The organism is Cedecea sp. B1(4), from assembly GCF_059414925.1.
In genome coordinates this window covers 259900-282096 of sequence record NZ_JCAHMZ010000007.1, presented here as the reverse complement: position 1 = coordinate 282096, position 22197 = coordinate 259900, and the positions used below count along the sequence as shown (strand labels likewise).

The 22197-nt window shown below is 56.2% G+C and carries 15 protein-coding genes; 9 read left to right on the top strand and 6 right to left on the bottom strand.

Going from position 1 to position 22197, the window contains the following annotated elements:
- Positions 1–66: 66 nt before the first annotated feature.
- Together ACR6JA_RS16595 and ACR6JA_RS16590 are read right to left on the bottom strand one after the other, a co-directional pair.
- Positions 67–1743, bottom strand: a complete 1677-nt coding sequence (locus ACR6JA_RS16595) for an LTA synthase family protein (protein WP_494494206.1) — start codon at positions 1741–1743, stop codon at positions 67–69.
- A gap of 272 nt (positions 1744–2015) precedes the next feature.
- Positions 2016–3224, bottom strand: a complete 1209-nt coding sequence (locus tag ACR6JA_RS16590; RefSeq protein ID WP_494494205.1) for an L-lactate MFS transporter — start codon at positions 3222–3224, stop codon at positions 2016–2018.
- Positions 3225–3583: 359 nt separating this feature from the next.
- Here ACR6JA_RS16590 and tag point away from each other — a divergent pair, with 359 nt between their 5' ends.
- Together tag and ACR6JA_RS16580 are read left to right on the top strand one after the other, a co-directional pair.
- Positions 3584–4147: a DNA-3-methyladenine glycosylase I gene (tag, locus tag ACR6JA_RS16585; protein ID WP_213713543.1), complete on the top strand. Its 564-nt coding sequence runs from the start codon at positions 3584–3586 to the stop codon at positions 4145–4147.
- The gene (locus tag ACR6JA_RS16580; protein ID WP_213713545.1) at positions 4144–4605 is read left to right on the top strand and encodes an N-acetyltransferase; all 462 of its coding nucleotides are present in this window, start codon (positions 4144–4146) and stop codon (positions 4603–4605) included. The genes tag and ACR6JA_RS16580 overlap by 4 nt, the downstream gene beginning before the upstream one ends.
- Here the strand turns inward: ACR6JA_RS16580 and ACR6JA_RS16575 are convergent.
- Entirely contained in the window at positions 4553–6925 is a 2373-nt protein-coding gene (locus ACR6JA_RS16575) for a molybdopterin guanine dinucleotide-containing S/N-oxide reductase (protein WP_494494245.1), read from the bottom strand. The genes ACR6JA_RS16580 and ACR6JA_RS16575 overlap by 53 nt on opposite strands.
- 112 nt (positions 6926–7037) lie before the next feature.
- On the opposite strand from ACR6JA_RS16575, the gene ACR6JA_RS16570 reads away from it, so the two are divergent.
- On the top strand, positions 7038–7700 hold the full coding sequence (locus ACR6JA_RS16570) for an OmpA family lipoprotein (RefSeq protein WP_213713547.1): 663 nt from the start codon (positions 7038–7040) through the stop codon (positions 7698–7700).
- 171 nt (positions 7701–7871) lie between these two features.
- Here ACR6JA_RS16570 and bcsG read toward each other — a convergent pair whose 3' ends face one another.
- Genes bcsG through bcsE form a run of 3 tightly spaced genes read right to left on the bottom strand, consistent with a single transcriptional unit; the run spans position 7872 to position 11300 of the window.
- Positions 7872–9554 carry a cellulose biosynthesis protein BcsG gene (bcsG, locus tag ACR6JA_RS16565; RefSeq protein ID WP_494494204.1) on the bottom strand — a complete coding sequence of 561 codons (1683 nt, stop codon included), beginning with the start codon at positions 9552–9554 and terminating at the stop codon, positions 7872–7874.
- Complete coding sequence (gene bcsF, locus ACR6JA_RS16560; RefSeq protein ID WP_008460596.1) at positions 9547–9741, bottom strand: cellulose biosynthesis protein BcsF; 195 nt, start codon at positions 9739–9741, stop codon at positions 9547–9549. The genes bcsG and bcsF overlap by 8 nt, the downstream gene beginning before the upstream one ends.
- The gene (gene bcsE / locus ACR6JA_RS16555) at positions 9738–11300 is read right to left on the bottom strand and encodes a cellulose biosynthesis protein BcsE (RefSeq protein ID WP_213713552.1); all 1563 of its coding nucleotides are present in this window, start codon (positions 11298–11300) and stop codon (positions 9738–9740) included. The genes bcsF and bcsE overlap by 4 nt, the downstream gene beginning before the upstream one ends.
- Before the next feature lie 173 nt (positions 11301–11473).
- Between bcsE and bcsR the strand changes: the two genes are divergently transcribed.
- The 6 genes from bcsR (at position 11474) to bcsC (ending at position 22136) form a co-directional block, all read left to right on the top strand.
- Entirely contained in the window at positions 11474–11659 is a 186-nt protein-coding gene (gene bcsR, locus ACR6JA_RS16550; RefSeq protein ID WP_038483072.1) for a cellulose biosynthesis protein BcsR, read from the top strand.
- A 12-nt stretch (positions 11660–11671) separates the two neighbouring features.
- The gene (bcsQ, locus tag ACR6JA_RS16545) at positions 11672–12406 is read left to right on the top strand and encodes a cellulose biosynthesis protein BcsQ (RefSeq protein ID WP_166878813.1); all 735 of its coding nucleotides are present in this window, start codon (positions 11672–11674) and stop codon (positions 12404–12406) included.
- Complete coding sequence (gene bcsA / locus ACR6JA_RS16540; protein WP_494494203.1) at positions 12403–15012, top strand: UDP-forming cellulose synthase catalytic subunit; 2610 nt, start codon at positions 12403–12405, stop codon at positions 15010–15012. The genes bcsQ and bcsA overlap by 4 nt, the downstream gene beginning before the upstream one ends.
- Before the next feature lie 139 nt (positions 15013–15151).
- A complete protein-coding gene (gene bcsB, locus ACR6JA_RS16535) occupies positions 15152–17545 on the top strand; it encodes a cellulose biosynthesis cyclic di-GMP-binding regulatory protein BcsB (RefSeq protein WP_494494202.1) in 2394 nt (797 codons plus the stop codon).
- Between the two features lie 5 nt (positions 17546–17550).
- Positions 17551–18657 carry a cellulose synthase complex periplasmic endoglucanase BcsZ gene (bcsZ, locus tag ACR6JA_RS16530; protein WP_494494201.1) on the top strand — a complete coding sequence of 369 codons (1107 nt, stop codon included), beginning with the start codon at positions 17551–17553 and terminating at the stop codon, positions 18655–18657.
- Complete coding sequence (gene bcsC / locus ACR6JA_RS16525) at positions 18639–22136, top strand: cellulose synthase complex outer membrane protein BcsC (protein WP_494494200.1); 3498 nt, start codon at positions 18639–18641, stop codon at positions 22134–22136. Before bcsZ ends, bcsC begins: the two co-directional genes overlap by 19 nt.
- Positions 22137–22197 lie beyond the last annotated feature (61 nt).

Genomic DNA, 22197 nt, shown 5'->3' with positions numbered 1-22197 from the left:
GTTTTTAACAAAAAAAGACCCCAGTTTTAGGCCGGGGTCTTTTTGCCGTCTGCTTAGCAAAGAGAATCAGGGTTTCGAGGCCGCATGCAGTTCATCGTAGACATAATGCCTGTAGCTATTAAACAGCGTTGTGTCCGGGCAATCATTCAGCCTGCCCTGGCACAAATGGCGCATGTCGATATTGGCCTGATAGAACGGCGACACTTTTAGCTGGGCCTGTTCGAGCAACATACCCCCAAGGAAAGCAATATCGGTAATGGCGCCCAGGTCAGCCACCGGCGGGGCATTAAAATTATCCCGCAGGCTGAATTGTGAAAGATGGACCGGATCATCCTGTTCCGTGGTGTATCCATTGGCCCAGTCTATGGCTGGCTGGTGGTCGCCAAAATACATAAACATGGTCGGACGCGGGCGTTGGTCAACAAACTGGAAGAAGTCAGCCAGCGCGGTTTCTGAGTTTTTAATCTTTTCAACGTAATGGCTGAATTTCCCGGCCGCATCCTTATTCTTCATCGCCGATGTGAGCTGGTAATCATCGGCATGCCCTGCGTCATAAGGGCCGTGTTCATACATTGTTAAGGCATAAACAAATACAGGTTTATCGGTGTGGCTGGCAAGGAGCTTTTTAACATAGCTCAGGACATCTGCGGTGGGAATGTGCCACAGGTTATCTGCCAAATCACCCGGGTAGCCCAACTCCTGCGGCTGGATAATTTTATCCACGCCCATCATGGTGTAGGCGTGACCGGCGTTATAGGCCGATTTGTTGAATGGCGTCAGAACCACGGTGTAATAACCGTTGTCTTTCATCTGCTTAAACAGGCTGTCGTTAACGTGATCGACCGCGGAATAAAACACCGAATTTTTCAACGCCCCGAAATCATCGCTGCGCATTCCGGTTAAGGCTGCGAACTCAGACAGCCAGGTGCCGCCCCCGAAGGTTTGCACGCGCATCAGCGTGTGGGCTTTCACCTTATTGTCCTGCTCAAACATAGAGAAGTGCGGCAGTAATTTAGGATCAGGCACTTTATACAGGCGCGGATCCACCGTTGATTCCTGCAGCAGCAGAACGATATCAGGCTTCACGCTGGCTGAGGCGGTTGTCTTGTTATTCAGCGCTGCCGCGCGGGAAATAAATTCTTGAGACGTTGCCTGAGGGAACGTTGGCGCGTCATAGCTGGCCTGGATACCTGACAGCGCCAGGTTTGACAGCACGCCGGTTCCGCCAGGCAGTTTGGTGGCCCAGTCGTGCTGATTCTTCAGTACGCTGTGGCTAAGCGTCGACGCCGAGCCCAGCATCACGCCGAGGGCAATCAGCGGGGCGAGCATTCCTTTCCGCCGCGGTACGGCGCGCCAGCTGATGATAATCGTCAGGATAAGCAGCGCTATCATTGCCGCAACGGCGATACCGGCGGAAGGATAATGCAGCAGCGTGCCCGCATTGGCCGGATCGGCCATCAGGTAAAAATCGCTAAACAGCAGCTGGTCCTTGTAATAGTGGACCTTAAGCTGGTTACAAAATTGCAGCAGGATCACCAGCAGGCTGCTGGTCCCGACGGCAAAAATGACTCTGGCGGAGAGTAAATAAAACAGTCCGCAGGTAAAAATGAAGGTGCTTGCCGCGATAACAAGAGGGTAGATATCGCGCGGAGAGTTACCCGCAATGATGATCAGGGCTGCAATAAGAAGCAATGTGACATAAAGATATGTCCAGAGCGATTTTCGGCTGGTTTTTTGTACCATGATGCTCGTTTCTCTGTGGGACTGTTCTGGATAGCAAATGTTGTCTTAGGAGAGACATCCCTCTGCTGGCCTGACGCGTGAAAAGAGGATAAGGCGGTTAGAAGGGGATTTATCCTGGCCGGGATAATACAGCTTGTGGTGAAAAAGTCTCCCCAAAGACGGTTATTTCATTGCTGTGGTTGTGTTTTTGTTTGAAGAGGGCAAACGAGGCGGGGATGAATTGCGTTAAGGCCGCCTTATTCGGCGGCCTTAATATGGGTGTGACGAGGCTATCAGGCGTGAGCGTGCTTGTGATTGAGTACCGCACGTACCGGCTGGCGAATCGTGGTGGAAATTGCCAGCGACAGAATCAACAGCGCGAAGATAACGCAGAAGGTCACGTAGAAGCCGCCGAACAGCGAGGCGATGATGGAGCCGCAGATACTGCCGATGCCGAAGCCCAGGTAAATCACGCCGTAGTTTTTGGTCAGATTGTTCAGGCCAAAGAATTCGCTGACCAGCGAAGGGTAAACGGTGATGGTGCCGCCAAAGTTAAAGGCAACGCAGGCGATGGCCGCAAAGAAGGTGGCTTCGTTGAGTGGGGCAAACAGCAGGGCAGCCATACCGACCAGAGAAATCACCTGACCAATAGTTATCACGCGGATACGAGCAATTTTATCGGACAGGATACCGAGCACCAGGCGGCCGCTAAGGTTAGCAATGGAGATAACGGTGACCGCGTTGGCTGCGGACATTGCATCCAGGTGAACCATGCCCTGAGCGATATCTTTTGCAACGCCGATAACGTACAGGCCGCTCATGCAGGCGGTGAGGAACATCAGAGCCAGCATCCAGTATTGCGGCTGGCGCATAGATTCAGCGAGAGTGAAATCGGTTTTTGCCGCGCCGTTTACGGATTTAGTTTCCTGCAGCGGAGCATCTTTCATCATGGTGGCGCCGAACAGCACCATCACCATCGCCAGGCCACCCCAAATCATAAAGGTGTTTTCCAGGCCGTAGGCCGCCAGCAGGTGGGTATCAATGTATTTAAAACCGAGGCTGCCGAGGCCATAGGCGCCGATGGAGAAGGCAGAAATCAGGCCTTTACGTTCCGGGAACCACTTCACGCAGTTCGACAGCGTCAGCAGGTAGCCAGCGCCGTCCGCCAGGCCAACCAGCACGCCCGCCGTGAGCCAGAGCATCATCAGGTTGTTGGCATGTGCGGTGAAGAACAATCCGGCTCCGAGCAGCACACCCGCCGCCATGGTGACTTTACGCACGCCAAAGCGGTCCTGCAGTTTGCCCGCCACGGAAGAAGAGATGGCGAGGCCAAGGCTCAGCAGGCCGAAGGAGAAGGCGACCTGGCTGATTGGCGCGTCCAGTTTCTGGGACAGCGCGCTATTGAACAGGCTCCAGGTATAAACGGAACCCAGCGCGAACTGAGTAATGATGGTTCCGATGAGGGTTAACCAGCGAGTACGGTTGTAGGTGGCAGTGTTCATGGCAGATGTCCTGCGAATCTAAGGGAAGTTATCTGCCGCCTACGATAGCGAAGCGCCGTTTATTCCAGGAAAAAACGGCATGAAATGCATGAAGAACGGAATGAAGTGCCTCTGAAACGGTATGAACGGCCTTTCCGTTGCACTTTATGCTTTGTCTGTTAGTGCTCGCTATCATTGTGATGTGCGTATTTGCTGTATATCAAATGTTAAATCATAAGTGAGACATAGTTAACATTTTGCAAAATTACCGGTGTTAAGTGCCCTTTCTTTGATCTCATTCAGGGTTGCGAAATATCCCGGATTCACTATTGTCAGAAAGTAAAATTTACCCGCGCTCGGTAGGTTACAGGGAGAGCTAAATGGAACGTTGTGGCTGGGTCACTCAGGATCCGCTGTATCTGGAGTATCACGACACAGAATGGGGCGTGCCGGTTACCGACGGGCAGAAGCTCTTTGAGATGATTTGCCTGGAAGGCCAGCAGGCCGGGCTGTCGTGGATCACCGTGTTGAAAAAACGCGAAAATTACCGCCAGCGTTTCAGGCATTTTGACCCCTATGCCGTGGCGTTGATTCAGCCGGAAGAGGTGGATGTGCTGATGCAGGATGCCGGCATTATTCGCCACCGAGGGAAAATCGAGGCGATCATCACCAACGCCAAAGCTTTCCTCGCGATGGAAGCTAACGGCGAGAGCTTCCCGGATTTTGTCTGGGGATTTGTCGACCATACGCCTAAGGTGTCGCATGCCGCTTCACTCAGCGAGGTCCCGGCCATTACGCCGACGTCAGATGCGCTGTCTAAAGCGCTAAAAAAACGTGGGTTTAAGTTTGTGGGATCGACAATCTGCTATTCGTTTATGCAAGCCTGCGGCCTGGTCAATGACCATGTGACGGGCTGCTTCTGCCACCCTGATTTTCGCCAATGATGCAGCTGTTTAACATTGGGGAAATGGATGCGCTCATGGCGCTCTGGCTGGAAAGTACTATCGACGGCCATCCGTTTATCCCGGAAAGCTACTGGTACGAAAGCCTCAACCTGGTACGCAATGTCTATATTCCTCAGTCAAAAACGTGGGTTTATCTGCACCAGCAGCAGATGGTGGGGTTTATCAGCGTGATGGATCGGCAGTTTATCGGCGCGCTGTTCGTGGCGCCTTCTTTTGCCGGGCAGGGGATCGGCGGCGAATTGCTGGCGAAGGTGAAGGCGGAATACCCGGCCTTAAGTCTCGAGGTGTATCAAAAAAATCGCCGGGCGGTGCATTTCTACCACCGCCACGGCTTTCATATTGAAGAGAGCGCTTGGCAGGAAGAAACGCAGCACCCGACGTGGATTATGAACTGGCAGGCGGATCAAACGCCGTCACGACAGGAGCAGGACCAGTAAATTTCTCCGCCCAGACGAGGGAGTTATTTGCCGCGCAGCCATTGGCCAGCCGCGAAGACGGAATATCCATGGTGAGGACGTTAACCGCGCCGTTTTTACACAGCCGGTCTTCATCCAGATCGGGCCATGCGCCCTGGTGGATACACACCACGCCGGGCCTGATGCCATCGGTTACCTGAGCGCCAACCAGCACCTGCCCGCGAGCGTTCCATACCCGCACTAAATCTCCGTGAGCGATGCCGCGCGCTTTAGCGTCAATCGGGTGCAGCGTAATAGGCTCTCGCCCGGCGATGACGTATTGGTCGCGCAGTCCGGCATAGTTCAGCTGGCTGTGCAGGCGGTGAGCCGGATGGGATGAAAGTAGCTGTAGCTGACCGGAGGCGGCATTGCCCTGCCATTCGTCCGGTGCCAGCCAGCTTGGATGCGGCGGGCAGTCGGCATAGCCAAAGCTGGCGATGCGCTCAGAGTAGATCTCAATTTTACCGCTCGGCGTTTTGAGTGGGTTTGCCTCAGGATCGTCCCGAAAAGCGGCAAAGCGAATAAATTCGGCATTTTTCGCATTTTCTGGCATTTCTATCAGTTGGTTAGCTGCCCAGAACTCCCTGAAGTCCGGGAGCTCGATCTGCTGCGTAGCGCCACGCTGACGGGCGATATCATAGAAAGACTCCAGCCATTCAAGCTCACTTTTCCCTTCGCTGAACCGTGCTTCACCGCCGGATTCCCATCGTTCGCTTAGCTCTGCAAAAATATCAAAGTCATTTCTCGCTTCTCCCTGCGGGGCGACGACCTGTTTCATGGGGACCAGATGCTGATTGCTGTAATCACCGGTCATCGTCATGTCGTTCCGCTCGAACGAAGTGGTCACCGGCAGAACGATATCGGCGTGTTTTGCCGCCGCCGTCCAGAAACATTCGGAGATAACGATCAGCTCAGGCCTTTGCCAGGCTGCGGCAAGGCGGTTGGTGTCCTGATGATGGGTGAAGTTACTGCCGCCGGCCCACCACAGCATACGAATGTCCGGGAAGGTGTGCCGTTGCCCGTTGTGCTGGTAATCCCTGCCGGGGTTTTCCAGCGCTTCGACGATGCGCGCCACGGGGATTTTCTCCACGGCATCGGTGCCGCCTTTAAGAGAGCCCTGCAGGGAACCGAGAACCGCTGCGCTGCGGGTGGGGTTGCCGCCGTTGGCGAAGTGGTAGGAAAGGCCAAAGCCGCCGCCCGGGGTGCCAATCTGGCCCAGCATGGCGGCCAGCGTGACCAGCATCCAGTGTTTCTGTTCGCCGTATTGCTGGCGCTGCATACCCCAGCCCGCCATCAGCATGGTGCGGTTGCGGCTGAAAAGATCGGCCAGATTTTCGATGGTTACCGCGGGGATGCCGCAGATCTCAGCCGCCCAGGCCGCGCTTTTAGGCGTCCCGTCCGTGTTGCCGAGCAGGTAAGATTCAAATTTGTCATAGCCATAAGTGCAGCGGGCAAGGAAGGCAGTATCGTGCCTGCCGCGAATGACCAGCGTGTGGGCAATGCCGAGCATCAGCGCTACGTCGGTCCCCATATGCGGGGCGATCCATTCGGCTCGTTCCCCGAAGAAATCCACCGTTTCAGAGCGCATCGGGTCGATGGCGACGATCGTTTTGCCGCTGTTTTTTAGCTGTTCGAAGAACTTCACGCCCTGTTCGTCGCTGGCATTCCAGGCAATCTTCAGCGTGTTGAGCGGGTTCGCGCTCCACAGCACCACGACTTCGCTGTTCTCAAGCAGCAGCGGCCAGCTGGTCTGTTGCTGGTAAACCTCGTTAGAGCCCACCACGTAGGGCATGATCACCTGCGCAGCACCGGTGGAGTAGTCGCCGGAATGCCCGGTATAGCCGCCCGCGAGGCTCATGTAGCGCTGAAGCAGCGTGGAGGCTTTGTGCAGCACGCCGTTGGATCGCCAGCCGTAGGAACCAGAGAAAATGGCCGCCGGGCCGTGGCTCTCGCGAATGCGCTTGTGCTGCTGGTGAATCAACGTCAGGGCATCATCCCAACTGATGCGGACATAGTCATCTTTACCGCGAACTCCCTGCGGCTTATCCGGGGAGGCCAGAAACCCTTTCCGGGCCATAGGAAACGCCACGCGAGCTTTGCTGTGAACCTGGTCTGGCACGGCACTTTGTAGCGAGTTTTGATGACCGGTTTCAAGCGCGCCGCGAGAGTGGTAAACCCGTTGCCCGTCGGTTTCGACCAGCATAGGGCCCCAGTGTGCGGCGGTGAGGATCTGTTTACGTGCAGGCGATGTATAGGCCAATTTGGGCTCCGCGATGGCAGGTGCTGGGCTGTACGCCCGCATATTTATGTTCACTATTCAGAATTCTTACCGGAATTTTCTACACGATTTGCCGTCATAATCAATCGCCGGGCGCATATCCGGCAAAGGATGAATAAGGATAGAAGGAAATAAGATGAAAAAACGCGTCATGATTATCGCCGCCGTCGTGTGTGGCACCTTAGCGGTTTCCGGCTGCACCACCAATCCGTACACCGGCGAAAGCCAGGCCGGAAAATCTGGTATAGGCGCCGGGATTGGCTCGCTGGTTGGGGCGGGCGTGGGGGCACTTTCGTCATCGAAGAAAGATCGCGGCAAGGGTGCGCTGATTGGCGCCGCGGCTGGTGCAGCCCTCGGAGGCGGGGCCGGTTACTACATGGATGTGCAGGAAGCTAAGCTGCGCGACAAAATGCGCGGAACCGGCGTGAGCGTGACCCGCAGCGGCGATAACATCGTGCTGAATATGCCGAACAATGTCACCTTCGACAGCAGCAGCGCCACCCTGAAACCGGCGGGTGCCAATACCCTGACCGGCGTGGCGATGGTGCTAAAAGAGTACCCAAAAACGGCGGTTAACGTGGTCGGTTACACCGACAGCACTGGCAGTAACGAGCTGAATATGCGCCTGTCACAGCAGCGTGCAGACGGCGTAGGAAGCGCGTTGATTACCCAGGGCGTTGAGGCCAGCCGTATTCGCACCACCGGTGCAGGCCCGGCGAACCCGATCGCCAGCAACAGCACCGCGGAGGGTAAAGCTCAGAATCGCCGCGTAGAAATTACCCTGAGTCCTTTGGGCTAACGTAATGTCCGGCAGTGGGCTTAGCAGCATCTCGAGATGACGTCTTTTTCTTCCAAGAATCCATTTCGCTGAAGATTTAAACTTATTGCAGTTGTTGCACAGTATTTTCGATTTTCGCCATAAAAAAACCGGCGCACAAGGCACCGGTTTTTGGTCGTCTAAACACAAGTATTATTGCGGATAAGGTACCCAGTCGCCGCCGCTCAGGCGGACATAAGGCTTATCCTGGTACTTCAGCACCACCGCCGTCGCATTTTCGGAAACCGGCGCAGTTTGCGGCAGATTGCTGGTGAGCGCGCTCCAGTCAACCTGGTCGGCGACAAAGTTTTTGCCGTCCACCGAGCGGGAAACCAGTTCTGAAATCGCCAGATAGCTGCTTGGCTGGTTGATTTCAATGGCATCGCCGCTGTGCGGTGCTTTCATGCCGATGAATTTCACGCCTGCCGGCACGTGGGTGATGTCAGGACTCGGGATGTCACGCAGCCCGGAAACCTGCATTTTATCGCCTTTCAACGCCGCGCCGTGCTCCGGCACAATCACCACCATTACTTTGCGGTTCGACTTCTCAAGCTCGGTCAGGAAAGAATCCAGCTCATCGAACAGCTTCTGCGCCCGCGCCTTATAGTCGGCTGTTTTGCTGTTGCCTGGGTAATGGTTACCGTCGTGCAGCGGCACCAGGTTGTAGAAGGTGGCCGTGCGCGGGTTCGCGCCGTCATTTTGCTCACCCTGCAGCCAGCGCTGCAGTACGGCGGTGTCGTCGTAGATTGGTGAATTATCAAATGCCAGCAGATTGCTCGGCAGTCCGCTTTGATCCATCAGTGGGACCTGAATCCCGCCGTTTTCCCGCACTTCTTTCAGGAAGTTACCGAATACTCCGTTGTGGTCCATCATCAATTGCTGCTTGAAGCCGAGACGGGCCAGGTCATCAAACAGATAGCATTGATTGCCAGCGGGTTCATAAAGCCCTTTGTGAGACGACTGCCCGCAGCTCGCGCGGAGCAGGCGGATAGCCGCCGGGCCGCTGTAGGAGGTCGCCGAGTTGAAGTTCTTGAACAGAATATCGAAGTGTTTCCACAGCGGGTGCGAGCTGAGGCCTACCGCCTCGATGTCGGACCATGAGAGGGAACAAATATTGATGATCAGCAGCTCAAAAGGCTGTGCGTCAGCGGGCAGTGCGTCCGGGAATTTGGTCTGCCGTTTGGCTTCGCTGGCGTAGAAGTTGTTCAGCCAGGCGGTAATATTGTCGCTTGTCGGCGGGGCCGTTTGTGCCGGAATATCACCGGAAGAAGGTGCTGCAGTATTGGCGGCGGCCGTTGACCCGGCGGTACCACTGGCGTTAACGGAGGCCGTTGTTTGTGATACGGAGGGCAGTAAAGAGATAGCCGGGCCGGCCACCGTCAACACGTTGAGCCAGACCAGGATAGCCACGACAAACACCGTGACGCGCAGCCACTGGGAGACAAAAAGCCAGGCAACCAGCAGAACAAACGCCGCGCCGATCATTTGCCAGTTAATAAAGCGGGTCACCAGGTCGAGAAGATAGTCCGCACTGAAGCCAACGACCTGGCTCCCCTGGCTCATCATGCTGTCGAGGCCGGGCAGCCAGGTATCGTGCCAGAAAAGGCCGATCCCTACGGGAAGGGCTATCCAGTTACGCAGTTTGTGCAGCTTCAGCGGCGGCAGCGGGAATAACAAAAAGGCAAGAAAGACCAGATTCGCCAGCGGGTGAAAATTCAGGTAACCGGTCCATAGCAAACCGAACTTCAACAGGAAGTAGTAGTTCCAGCCGCCCAGGCCACGCCAGTACTGCAGAAAATGAGCCGGCGATTTTGCCGTTTGAGAGTGATTAGTCATGTTGATGGTCTGCCCTGGCGGAAGGTCGGCGTAGCGTCCCGGCCGGTTTAACGTAGCGTGGTTTTAAAAACATCAGCCGCACCGCGGCGGTAAAGCGGGGAAGCCAGCGGTGAGCGGTATAGCCCAGCGGAAAAAAAACTATCGCGCAAAGCACGACGAGCTGAATGATGTCGGTGATGTTCATCATTGTGTCTGTTCCCTCTGGGTGTCATCCAGCAGCGTGACAGGCGTTGGCTGCCTGCGCCAGCTATGCCCTTCGTGGCTGGCATGGCGAACGCTGTTCAGGTCGAGCGTGGCGGCCAGCGGTTTTACCCATTTTTCCGGGCGCATGGCCTGCATTTGGAGTATTTCGGCGGCGATTTGGCTGTCTTCAAACCACACCATGCGGTTGGTGAAAAGGTCGTTCACCGGCAGCGGGAAAATATGGTTCAACGCGGTATCGAGATCGTTAATACGGCAGAAGGAGAGGAACAGCATCAGCCGGTTTTCTCCGATGGTCACAATATCGCCCATGCGGTTTGGACGGCATAACGTCAGCGCCTGCTCAACACGCAGGCCCGGCACCGGGCGCAGTGCGACCATCACGCCTTTGCCATCCTCAGGCAGCAGGGCGTTGTTCATCAGCGCCCCGATACCGTTGCAGAAAACGTCCCATTTCTGATAACCGCGCAGTTTTAGCGGCTGCATCTGGTCGATGAGCACGGTAATGTCTTCCGGGACATGGCGAGTGAATTTCACACCCTGCACGCTTTCGATCATCGTCAGGCAGCGTGAAAGCGGGGCGTTCCACGGAATAATTAGCGTTGCCCCGCAGCCCAGCAGAAGTCGTTCATCGGTGGCTCGCAGACTGGCCTGGTTTTCCCGCACGATCAGTTTCAGCGCGCTGCCGCGCTGGCGGCGGAGGGCATGAATCTGGCGGGCGATACTGTTGATTTGGCTATTCTGGGTGAGCGAGAAAATAATTGTGGCGGCCTGTGCAGTTCGCGCGGCGTCAAACAGTTGCTCATTGTTTTCGAAGAGCTGCCAGTTTTCCGACAGGGCAGGAGCACCTTCCAGAACAGCAATGTGGCTGAGGACGCTTTTTTCATCGCTGCGCGGCTGTGGCGCACTTTCGGCATCTTCTACTACCTGCCATGCCCCGTTTTGCCACTGGACGTTGAGTTGTTGATCGGCAGTGACGCCTTTTTCATTACACCAAAAGGCAATGTCATAGCGATGGATATCGCTTTGCGCCCGCAGGCTTGCAAGCCCGGACAGGCTGCGATGCTCGCTGACTAATAACGAGAATTGTTTATCATTGTTATTTCCGACATTAACAAAAAGCAGACTGCACTTATTGCGTTTAGTCCATTTTCCCATTACGGCGAGCCAATGACGTAAATCCACCGGGGGAATATTTTCCCAGACGTTATCCGAACTTAAGAGTACAAAAAAGTAGTCTTCGGGATTAATACTGCACATTAGATCGCGGCGCAGTGCGTTGAGTCCATTGATGGATGAGGGCATGGTAAAAAGGCGTAATTTTTCTGGCCCTTTGCTTGGATCGAGCTTTATCGATTGTGCAGACTTTGCTGACATTGAAATGACGGAAACCTTTGCCGTTGATTGTTGTGCGGCAACTGTTTGATTAACAATACTTATTGCATCATCCTGACTTTCTACGTTCAGCCACCAGACGCCGCCTGCGGGCATGTGGTTCAATTCGTTCCACAACGAACGGAAGCCAAGCGAAAATATGGGTTCCATGGCGTCCCCTGGAGATAAATTAGTATGTATGTCAGTTTACTAGCGTAAGCTGAGAAAGAAACCTACCATTGAAAATAAACAGCATCAGTTTTAGCATTGTAAAACATTTTTCGTTTTCCTGGCATTTGCCGTTATCACTGCTAACGAAACCTGATCAAGGGATGACAACTAAAATGCAAGATGAAGAGACTGGCAATGCTCAGGAAAACAAGCTTGTTTATGCCTTCCAAAATGATTTTCTGGCGCTGAGTAAAGCATTTTCACTGCCCGAAATAGATTACACCGATATATCGCAGCAGGAACAACTGGCGGCGGCAATTAAACGTTGGCCGCTGCTGGCTGAATTAACGCAACAATAGGGAGTAGGCCTGATGGCTGTCATTGGGTTGCAAGGGCTGCGTGGTGGCGTAGGGACGACGTCTATTACCGCGGCGCTTGGTTGGTCGTTGCAGCAACTTGGGGAATCGGTGCTGGTGGTGGATATCTCGCCAGATAACCTGCTGCGTCTGTTTTATAATATTGATTTCGCAGAGCCAAAGGGCTGGGCGCGGGCCATGCTGGATAACGAAGACTGGCGCAAATGTGCATGGCGCTATACCAGCCATCTCGACGTGCTGCCGTTTGGCCAGCTCAGCCCGGCTGAGCATGAAACGTTCGACACGGTGGAAAAAGCCCTTGGCAACTTCAGCCATTTTCTTGCCGACCTGAAAGCGAGCCAGCGATACCAGTGGATATTACTGGACTTGCCCCACGGCTTTAACGCCCTGACCCGCCAGATTTTAGCGCAAACTGACAGCGTGGTGACGGTGGTTAAACCGGACACCAACTGCCATATTCGTTTGCACCAGCAGGCTTTGCCTCAAGGGGCGCATATTCTGGTGAACTATCTGCAGGTGGCCAGTCAGCTGCAGGATGATATCTACCAAATTTGGCTGCAAAGCCAGCGCACGATGATCCCCATTATTCTTCACCGGGATGAGGCGATGGCCGAAAGTGCGGCGGTAAAACAGCCTCTGGGCGAATACCGTCCGGATTCATTGATTGCCGAGGAAATCATGACGCTCGCCAACTGGTGCCTGTTGAACCTTGCAGGGAAGAAGGCATGAGTCATCTGGCCTCCTGGCTGTTACTCCCCGCTGCCAGCCAGCGGCTGGGTGAGCGTTATCGTACTTTTCGCCGCAACGGTGCCCCGATGTTCAGTGCGACGCTGGGCTGCATCGTCTTGATTCTTGCCTGGGTTTTTCTGCCGCTTGAAGGCCCCCGCTGGCAGCGCATACGCGCCGGGCATGACCAGTTCTACCCGCATATCAATCCAGACAGGCCGCGCCCGCTGGACGTGGTGCGTTACGGTATCCAAAGCCTGTGGCTGTTGCTCCGCGTCAGTAAGCAAGCCGGGCGCCCGCGGGTACGCTCTTTTGGCCGGATGCAGGCCTGGCGTGAAAGCTGGCACGGCTGGCTTGATAAACTGCCGGAAAACATTAGCAACCGGACGCAGCATCTCGATGAAAAGAAAGAATTAAGCCATATCAACCACACCACCCGGCGGATTATTCTGGGCGTGATTGTTGTGTTTTCGGCCATTCTTGCCCTGCTTTGTATTACTCAACCGTTTAACCCGTTGTCACAGTTTATCTTCCTGATGCTGCTGTGGGGCGTGGCGCTGATCGTTCGGCGTTTACCGGGGCGTTTTTCTGCCTTGATGCTGATTGTGCTGTCGCTCACCGTTTCCTGCCGCTACATCTGGTGGCGCTACACCTCGACCCTGAACTGGAACGATCCGGTCAGCCTCGTCTTCGGTCTGGGGCTGCTGTTTGCCGAGACCTACGCCTGGCTGGTGCTGGTGATGGGGTATTTCCAGGTGGTGTGGCCGCTTAACCGCCAGCCGGTGCCGATGCCAAAAGACATAAGCACCTGGCCGGTGGTGGATATTTTTGTGCCGACCTACAACGAAGAGTTGCACGTCGTGAAGGGGACAATTTATGCCTCGCTCGGCATTGACTGGCCAAAGGACAAGCTAAATATCTGGATTCTGGATGACGGCGGGCGCGACGAGTTTAAGCAGTTTGCCGATATGGTCGGGGTCAATTACATCGCCCGTCCGACGCATGAACACGCAAAGGCGGGGAATATCAACAACGCGCTGAAACATGCGAAGGGCGATTTCGTCGCTATCTTCGACTGCGATCACGTGCCCACGCGTTCCTTCCTGCAGCTCACCATGGGCTGGTTCTTCAAAGAGAAGTCGCTGGCGATGATGCAGACCCCGCACCATTTCTTCTCGCCCGATCCGTTCGAGCGCAACCTGGGGCGTTTCCGTAAAACACCTAACGAAGGGACGCTGTTCTACGGGCTGGTGCAGGACGGGAATGATATGTGGGATGCCACGTTCTTCTGCGGCTCTTGTGCGGTGATTCGCCGTGGCCCGTTGGATGAAATTGGCGGTATTGCCGTTGAAACCGTGACCGAAGATGCCCACACATCGCTGCGTTTGCACCGCCGGGGCTATACCTCGGCTTACCTGCGTATTCCGCAGGCTGCGGGGCTGGCAACCGAAAGTCTTTCCGCGCACATTGGGCAGCGTATTCGCTGGGCGCGAGGGATGACGCAGATATTCCGTCTCGATAACCCGTTCTTCGGTAAAGGGCTGAAGTTTGCCCAGCGGCTCTGTTATGCCAACGCCATGTTCCATTTCCTGTCGGGGATCCCGAGGCTTATCTTCCTGACGGCACCGCTGGCGTTCCTGTTGTTACACGCCTATATCATTTACGCCCCGGCCATCATGATTGCGCTGTTTGTTTTGCCACACATGATCCACGCCAGCCTGACCAACTCCAAAATTCAGGGCAAATATCGCCACTCTTTCTGGAGTGAAATTTACGAAACGGTGCTGGCCTGGTACATCGCTCAGCCTACGCTGGTGGCCTTGTTTAATCCGCACAAAGGGAAGTTCAACGTGACCGCAAAGGGCGGGCTGGTTGAAAACGAATATGTGGATTGGGTCATCACGCGTCCGTACCTGATTTTAGTCCTGATTAACCTGCTGGGCGTCGCCTTTGGGGCATGGCGCTTCTTCTACGGCCCGGAAAACGAAGCGCTAACGGTGGTGGTGAGTCTGCTGTGGGTGTTCTACAACTTGATAATACTGGGCGGCGCTGTGGCCGTTTCCGTGGAGAGTAAGCAGGTCCGGCGAGCGCACCGCGTTGAAATCGCCATGCCGGCCGCGCTGGCGCGTGAAGATGGTCACCTCTTCCCGTGCACCGTGCATGACTACTCAGACGGCGGGGTAGGGATCAAGATTCATGGTCCGACTCAGGTGCTGGAAGGGCAGAAAGTGAACCTGCTGTTGAAACGTGGAGCACAGGAGTTCTTCTTCCCGGCTCAGGTGATGCGTGTCTTTGGCGATGAAGTCGGCCTGCAGCTGGCGCAGATGACCACCAAACAGCATATCGATTTTATTCAGTGTACTTTTGCCCGCGCCGATACCTGGGCGCTGTGGCAGGACAGTTTCCCTGAGGATAAGCCGCTGGAAAGTCTGGTGGATATTCTCAAGCTTGGATTCCGGGGTTACCGGCACCTTGCGGAGTTCGCTCCACCGTCATTGAAGTTTGTTTTCCACGCGATCACCACGCTGGTGGACTGGATTGTGTCGTTTATTCCGCACAGCCCGACGGCAGAACCAGCAAAACGGCGGACTTTGTCTGCCCTGGCTTAACGAAATTGCTCACCAAAAGGGAAAAAGCGTGGTTTTTCCCTCTTTGTAGCCGGCAACTGAAATCACGAATTGATGTTCTCTGGTGTTTCTTCTTTCGCCTGAGGTTTGTCAACAGCTTGATTAATTTGATGATAACGCGATGAAAAGAAAAATATCCTGGTTTTATGCAGCGGCGGTAGGCATCAGCGCCCTGCCTGTTACAGTGGCAAATTCGGCTGATTCGACGCCGGCTCCGACGGTTCCAGCCGTGGCGACGGCAAATCAGGCGGTGGTTACGCCTGCGCCGGGTTCAACCGAGGCGATCGTTCCCGCGACTCCCGCTGGCAGCGCCCCGGCGGGTGGGCAAGTCTTACCGGGCGTACCTGGCGCAAATGCGCCCATCGTCGCCGAAAATGTGCCTTCCCGCGATGTGAAACTGAATTTTGCGCAAATTGCGCCGCCGCCGGGCAGCATGGTGTTGACCGGCGTGAATCCGAATGGCGGGGTAGAGTTTGGGATGCGTCGGGATGAAATCGTCTCGAAAGCGCTGCTGAACCTGGAATATACCCCTTCACCTTCGCTGCTGCCGGTGCAGTCGCAGCTCAAAGTCTATCTTAACGACGAGCTGATGGGCGTCCTGCCGGTGACCAAAGAGCAACTGGGCAAAAAGACCTTTGCACAGGTGCCGGTTGACCCGCTGTATATCACCGACTTTAACCGCGTGAGGTTGGAGTTTGTCGGCCACTACCGCGACATCTGCGAGAATCCGGCCAGCACCACGCTGTGGATGGATGTCGGTCGCAGCAGCTCGCTGGCGCTGACCTACCAGCGGCTGCCGGTTCAAAACGATCTGTCGCATTTCCCGGTGCCTTTCTTCGACTCGCGAGACGATCGCCCGCTGACGTTGCCTGTCGTTTTTGCTGCCAGCCCGGATATTGAACAGCAGCGTGCCGCCGGGATTGTCGCCTCGTGGTTTGGTTCCCGTACCGCATGGCGTGGGCAGAGCTTCCCGGTGCTCTTCAATCAGTTGCCGGCCAGCAACGGGATCGTGTTTGCGACCAACGATAAGCGCCCGGACTTCCTCCGCGACCATCCTGCCGTGCAGGCGCCAACCGTTGAGATGATGAGCCACCCGGATAACCCGTACGTCAAACTGCTGGTGGTGATGGGCCGTGATGATAAAGACCTCGTGCAGGCGGCAAAAGGCATTGCCCAGGGGAATATCCTGTTCCGCGGCAGCAGCGTCACCGTGGATGACGTGAAGCCCTTGCAACCACGCGAACCTTACGATGCACCAAACTGGGTGAGAACTGACCGGCCGGTAACGCTGGGTGAGATGAAAACTTACCAGGAGCAGCTACAGTCCAGTGGCCAGGAGCCGAGCGCCATTAGCGTGACGATGAATCTGCCGCCCGATCTCTATCTGCTGCGCAGTAACGGCATCGATCTCAACCTGAAGTATCGCTACACCGCGCCGGCGATGAAAGACAGCTCGCGCATGGACATTAGCCTGAACAACCAGTTCCTGCAGTCGTTCAACCTGACGCCGAGCGAAGAGAACAATAAGCTGCTGCTGCGCCTGCCGGTGCTGCAGGGCCTGCTGGACGGCAAAACGGATGTGTCGATTCCCGCGCTGCGTCTGGGCGCCGCCAACCAGCTGCGATTTGACTTCTCGTATATGAACCCGATGCCTGGCGGCTCGATAGAGAACTGTATTACGTTCCAGCCGGTCCAAAACCACGTCGTGGTGGAAGATGAGTCAACCATCGACTTCTCTAACTATCACCACTTTATTGCCATGCCGGATCTGCGCACCTTTGCGAATGCGGGCTTCCCGTTCAGCCGCATGGCCGATCTCTCGCAAACTATCGTGGTGGTCAGCAAAGAACCTAACTCGGCTCAGGTGACTGCGCTGCTGGACGCGCTTGGCACCATTGGTTCACAAACCGGCTTCCCCGCCGTAAACGTGAGCCTGACGGATGATGGCAGCACCATTCAGGGCAAAGATGCGGATATCATGATCATCGGCACTATTCCGCCAACGATGAAAGATGACAAACGTATCGATCTGCTGGTTGAAGCCACGCAAAGCTGGGTGAAAACCCCGGTTCGCCAGACTCCGTTGCTGAACGGCGTTTCCGATCCAAAAGATCGCGCGGCGGATACGCAAACGGAGGTCACCTCCGAAGGCGCCATGGCCGCGATCGTCGGCTTCCAGTCGCCGTATAACGACCAGCGCAGCGTCCTTGCTTTACTGGCCGACAGCCCGCGAGGTTACGAGCTGCTGAACAATGCGCTCAACGACAGCGGCAAACGGGCGGCGATTTCTGGGTCGGTGACGGTGATTCGTGAATCCGGCGTGGATAGCCTGCGCGTCGGCGATATTTACTATGTGGGCCACCTGCCGTGGTTCGAGCGCATCTGGTACGCGCTGTCGAACCATCCGGTTCTGCTGGCTATCTTCGCCGCGATAAGCGTCGTGCTGTTGGCCTGGGTGCTGTGGCGTATCCTGCGCATCCTTAGCCGCCGCCGTATCGATCCAGAAGACGAGTAATTACGATGAAAATCAGCGCCGCACTGCTGATGGTCGGGCTGATGCTGACAACCGTTTCCGGGCAGGCCGCCTGTAGCTGGCCTGCCTGGGAGCAGTTTAAAGCCAGCTATGTCAGCGACCAGGGCCGGGTGATCGATCCCAGCGATGAGCGCAAAATCACCACTTCTGAAGGGCAGAGCTACGCGCTTTTCTTTGCGCTGGTGGCCAACGATCGGGCGATGTTCGACAAGCTGCTGCTCTGGACGGAAAACAACCTCGCTCAGGGGGCGCTGAAAGACCATCTTCCCGCCTGGCTGTGGGGCAAAAACGACAAAGATGCGTGGACGGTTTTAGACAGCAACTCCGCCTCCGATGCCGATATGTGGATTGTCTGGAGCCTGCTTGAAGCGGGGCGTCTGTGGCATGAACCTGCCTATAGCCGCCTCGGTGAAAAGCTGCTGAAGCGCGTGGCGAAAGAGGAAGTGATTAAAATCCCGGGGCTGGGATTTTCACTGTTGCCGGGGCGAGTGGGGTTTAATCATTCTCCTGACTGGCGGCTGAATCCAAGCTACCTCCCGCCGCAGGTACTGCAGCGAATGGTGCGTTACCGCGGCCCGTGGTCGGCCATGCAGGTGGCAAACCAAAGATTACTGCTTGAAACCGCACCCAAAGGATTTTCACCCAACTGGGCCGACTGGCGCGAAGGCAAAGGCTGGCAGTTCCAGACCGACGACGCCCGCAGCGGCAGCTATGACTCAATCCGCGTCTACATGTGGATTGGTATGATGGCCGACGACGCGCCGCACAAAGCCGCGCTGCTGAAGGCCTTCCAGCCCATGGCAGATATCACCATCAAACAAGGTTTGCCGCCGGAAAAAGTCGATGTGCAAACCGGCAGCGTTCAGGGCAATGGCCCAGTGGGATTCTCCGCCGCCATGCTGCCTTTTTTACAGGATAGCGAAGCACGGGACGTGCAGCGTCAGCGGGTGAAAGATAATTTCCCCCAGGCTGATGCCTATTACAGCTATGTTTTAACGCTCTTTGGTCAGGGATGGGATCAAAATCGTTTTCGCTTCAATTCTCGGGGTGAATTAATCCCTAGCTGGGGTCAGGTATGCGCAAGTTCTCATTAAGTTTCGTCACTCTCTCATTGGGCATGGCGCTGATGCCGATGGCTCAGGCCGCGTTGACGCCCCAGCAGCAGTTGCTGGAGCAAGTGAGGATGGGTGAGGCCAGCAAACGCGAAGATATTGTGCGGCAGTCGCTGTCCAGGCTGGAGCTGATGGCGCCGGACGATCCGGACGTGATTGCGGCCCGAATGCGCTACCTGCTGCGCCAGGGGGATAACGCCGGGGCGAAAGCACAGCTTGAGCGTCTGGCAAAACTGGCTCCCGGCTCCGCCGAATATAAACAGTCGCAGGTCACGATGATGCTGACCGGCGCGGATGGCCGCCAGCAGCTGCAGCAGGCCCGTTTATTAGCGACCAGTGGGCATACCGAACAGGCTATTGCCGCCTATGAAAAGCTGTTTGACGGCAACCCGCCCGCAGGAGATTTAGCGATTGAATACTGGATGCTGATGGCGAAGCGCCCGGCAACCATCAACCAGGCGATCGATAAACTGAAAGCGTTGGATGCCGCTGCGCCAGGGAACGGCGAACTGCGTGGCAATCTGGCGCGGCTGATGTTTGCCAACGGCCGCAGCGCCGAGGCTTATCAGGTACTTGAGCAAATGGCGAAATCCAACGGCAGCCGGGAAGACGCGGCGGCTTTATGGTATGGCCAAATCAGCAACTTACCGACAGGGCCACAAAGCGTCGCGGCCCTGCAGCGTTTTCTTAATGTCTTCACCGAAGGCGATACGGTGGCCACTGCGCGTGACAGGCTCGCGCAGCAGCAAAAACAGTTGTCTGACCCGGCTTTCCTCGCCCGGGCAAAAGGGCTGGAAGACGTGGGCGGTGGTCGCGGGAACCAGGCCATTCCGCAGCTGAAAGAGGCGTTAAGCTCGAAGCAAAACGATAGCGAAGTGGTTGGCGCCCTGGGGCAGGCTTATTCTCAGCAGGGAAAACGCGCCCTCGCGGTACAGCAGTTTGAGAAAGCCATTCAGATGGACCCGCAAAGCGACAACCGGGGCAAGTGGGACAGCTTGTTAAAAACCAACCGCTACTGGCTGTTGATTGAACAAGGTGATGCTCAGCTCAAAGCCAATAACCCGGATGCCGCGCTGCAGAAATACCAACAGGCGCAGAGGGTGGATAACACCGACAGCTACGCGGTGCTGGGCTTTGGTGATGTGGCCGTTGCCAAAAAAGATGATGCCAGCGCGGAGCGTTATTATCAGCAGGCGCTGCGCATGGATCGCGGGAACAGCAACGCGATTCGTGGCCTGGCGAACGTTTATCGCCGCCAGTCGCCGGCGCGTGCAACGGCGTATATTCAGAGCCTTTCGGCCAGCCAACGCAAAAGTATTGATGATATTGAACGTAGCCTGGCCGGCGAGAGGCTGGAGCAGCAGGCCACCGCGCTGGAAAGCCAGGGGCAGTGGGCAAAAGCGGCGGAGATCCAGCGCCAGCGGCTCAAACTCGACCCGGACAGCGTGTGGATAACCTACCGCCTGTCGAACGATCTCTATGCCGCCGGAAAACACAGCGAGGCAGATAGCCTGATGCGCGGCCTGGCCCAGCGTAAGCCCGGCGACCCGGAGCAGGTCTTCGCTTACGGCCTTTATCTCTCAGGCAATAACCACGATGCGGCGGCGCTAAGCCACCTCAATACGCTGCCCAAAGCGCAGTGGACCGACAATATTCATGAGCTTGCTGACCGGCTGCAGTTTAACGAAGTGATGCAAACGGCTAACCGGCTGCGGGACAGCGGCAAAGAAAAAGACGCCATTGCGCTGCTTCAGCAGCAGACGCCGTCCGATCGCGTCGACTTAACGCTGGCCGACTGGGCCGCCGAACGTGGCGATCGCCCCACGGCGAAAGCGCAGTATCAGAAAGTCCTGCAGCGTTCACCCGGCAACGAAGATGCGCTGTTAGGGTTAACCGAGGTGCTGATTGCCGAGGGGGATAAACCTCAGGCCCGCGATCTGCTAGCGAAGCTGCAGAAAGCACCTGCGGGTGAAACACCGTCCATCAATACGCAACGCCGCGTGGCGAACGCCTGGGCTGCCCTGGGCGACAACGAAAAAGCCGCGCAAACCTACGCGCCAATTCTGGTTGCGGCGAAAAGCCAGCCGCCGTCGATGGAAAGCGCGCTGGTGATGCGTGATGCCGCGCGTTTCCAGGCCGCCAGCGGCCAGCCGCAGCAGGCGCTGGAGACTTACAAAGACGCTATGGTCTCCTCGGGGGTTACCCAGCAGCGCCCGCAGGATAACGACACCTTCACTCGCCTGACCCGCAACGATGAGAAAGACGACTGGCTGAAGCGGGGCGTGCGCAGCGATGCCGCCGATCTTTACCGCCAGCAGGATGTAAACGTGACGCTTGACCACGAATACTGGGGCTCAAGCGGCACGCCAGGTTATTCCGATCTGAAAGCACATACCACGATGCTGCAGGTGGACGCTCCGCTTAGCGACGGGCGGATGTGGTTCCGTACCGATCTGGTGAATATGAGTGCTGGCTCGTTCAAAGATAACGGCGGGGGTTACAACGAGCGTTGGGGCACCTGTGCGAAGCACAACTGTTTCGGCAACACAAATCAGAGTGGCAACGGCGCAAGCGTGGCCGTTGGCTGGAAAAACAATACCTGGCAAACGGACATTGGCACCACGCCGATGGGCTTTGACGTCGTGGATGTCGTGGGTGGCGTGAGCTACAGCAACGACCTCGGGCCAATTGGCTATACCGTCAATGCGCATCGTCGGCCTATCTCCAGCTCGCTGCTCTCCTTCGGCGGGCAGCGGGATCCGAATACCAATAAAGTGTGGGGTGGCGTTCGCGCTAACGGCGGCGGTATCAGCCTGAGCTACGACAAGGGCGAAGCTAACGGCGTCTGGTCCAGCCTGAGCGCGGACACGCTGACCGGTAAAAACGTGGCCGATAACTGGCGCGTGCGTTGGATGACGGGCTACTACTACAAGCTGATTAACGAGAATAATCAGCGGTTAACCGTGGGCCTGACCAATATGGTCTGGCACTACGAAAAAGACCTCAGCGACTACTTCCTCGGGCAGGGCGGCTATTACAGCCCGCAAAAATACGTGTCGTTTGCCGTGCCGGTCATCTGGCGTAAACGCACCGAAAACTGGTCCTGGGAACTGGGCGCTTCCGGCTCCTGGTCTTACTCCCACAGCAATGCGGGCCAGCGCTATCCGCTGCGTAACCTCGTGCCAAATGACACTAACCCCTACCCGGAAGATCCCTATGCTTACCCGGACCGCAATGACACCTTCTCGGGCAGCAGCAGCAATGGTTTCGGTTATACGGCCAGAGCGTTGGTTGAACGGCGGATCAACTCGCACTGGTCAATCGGTGCCGGGATTGATATTCAGCAGGCCAAGGACTACACCCCAAGCCACGCGTTGATTTTCGTGCGCTACTCTATGGCGGGCTGGCAGGGCGATATGGATATGCCGCCGCAGCCGCTGGTGCCTTACGCGGACTTCTGATTAGCTGTGACGCAGAGCGGCGGGTTAGCCCGCCGTTTGTGTTTTTTTACTCAGAATTCGG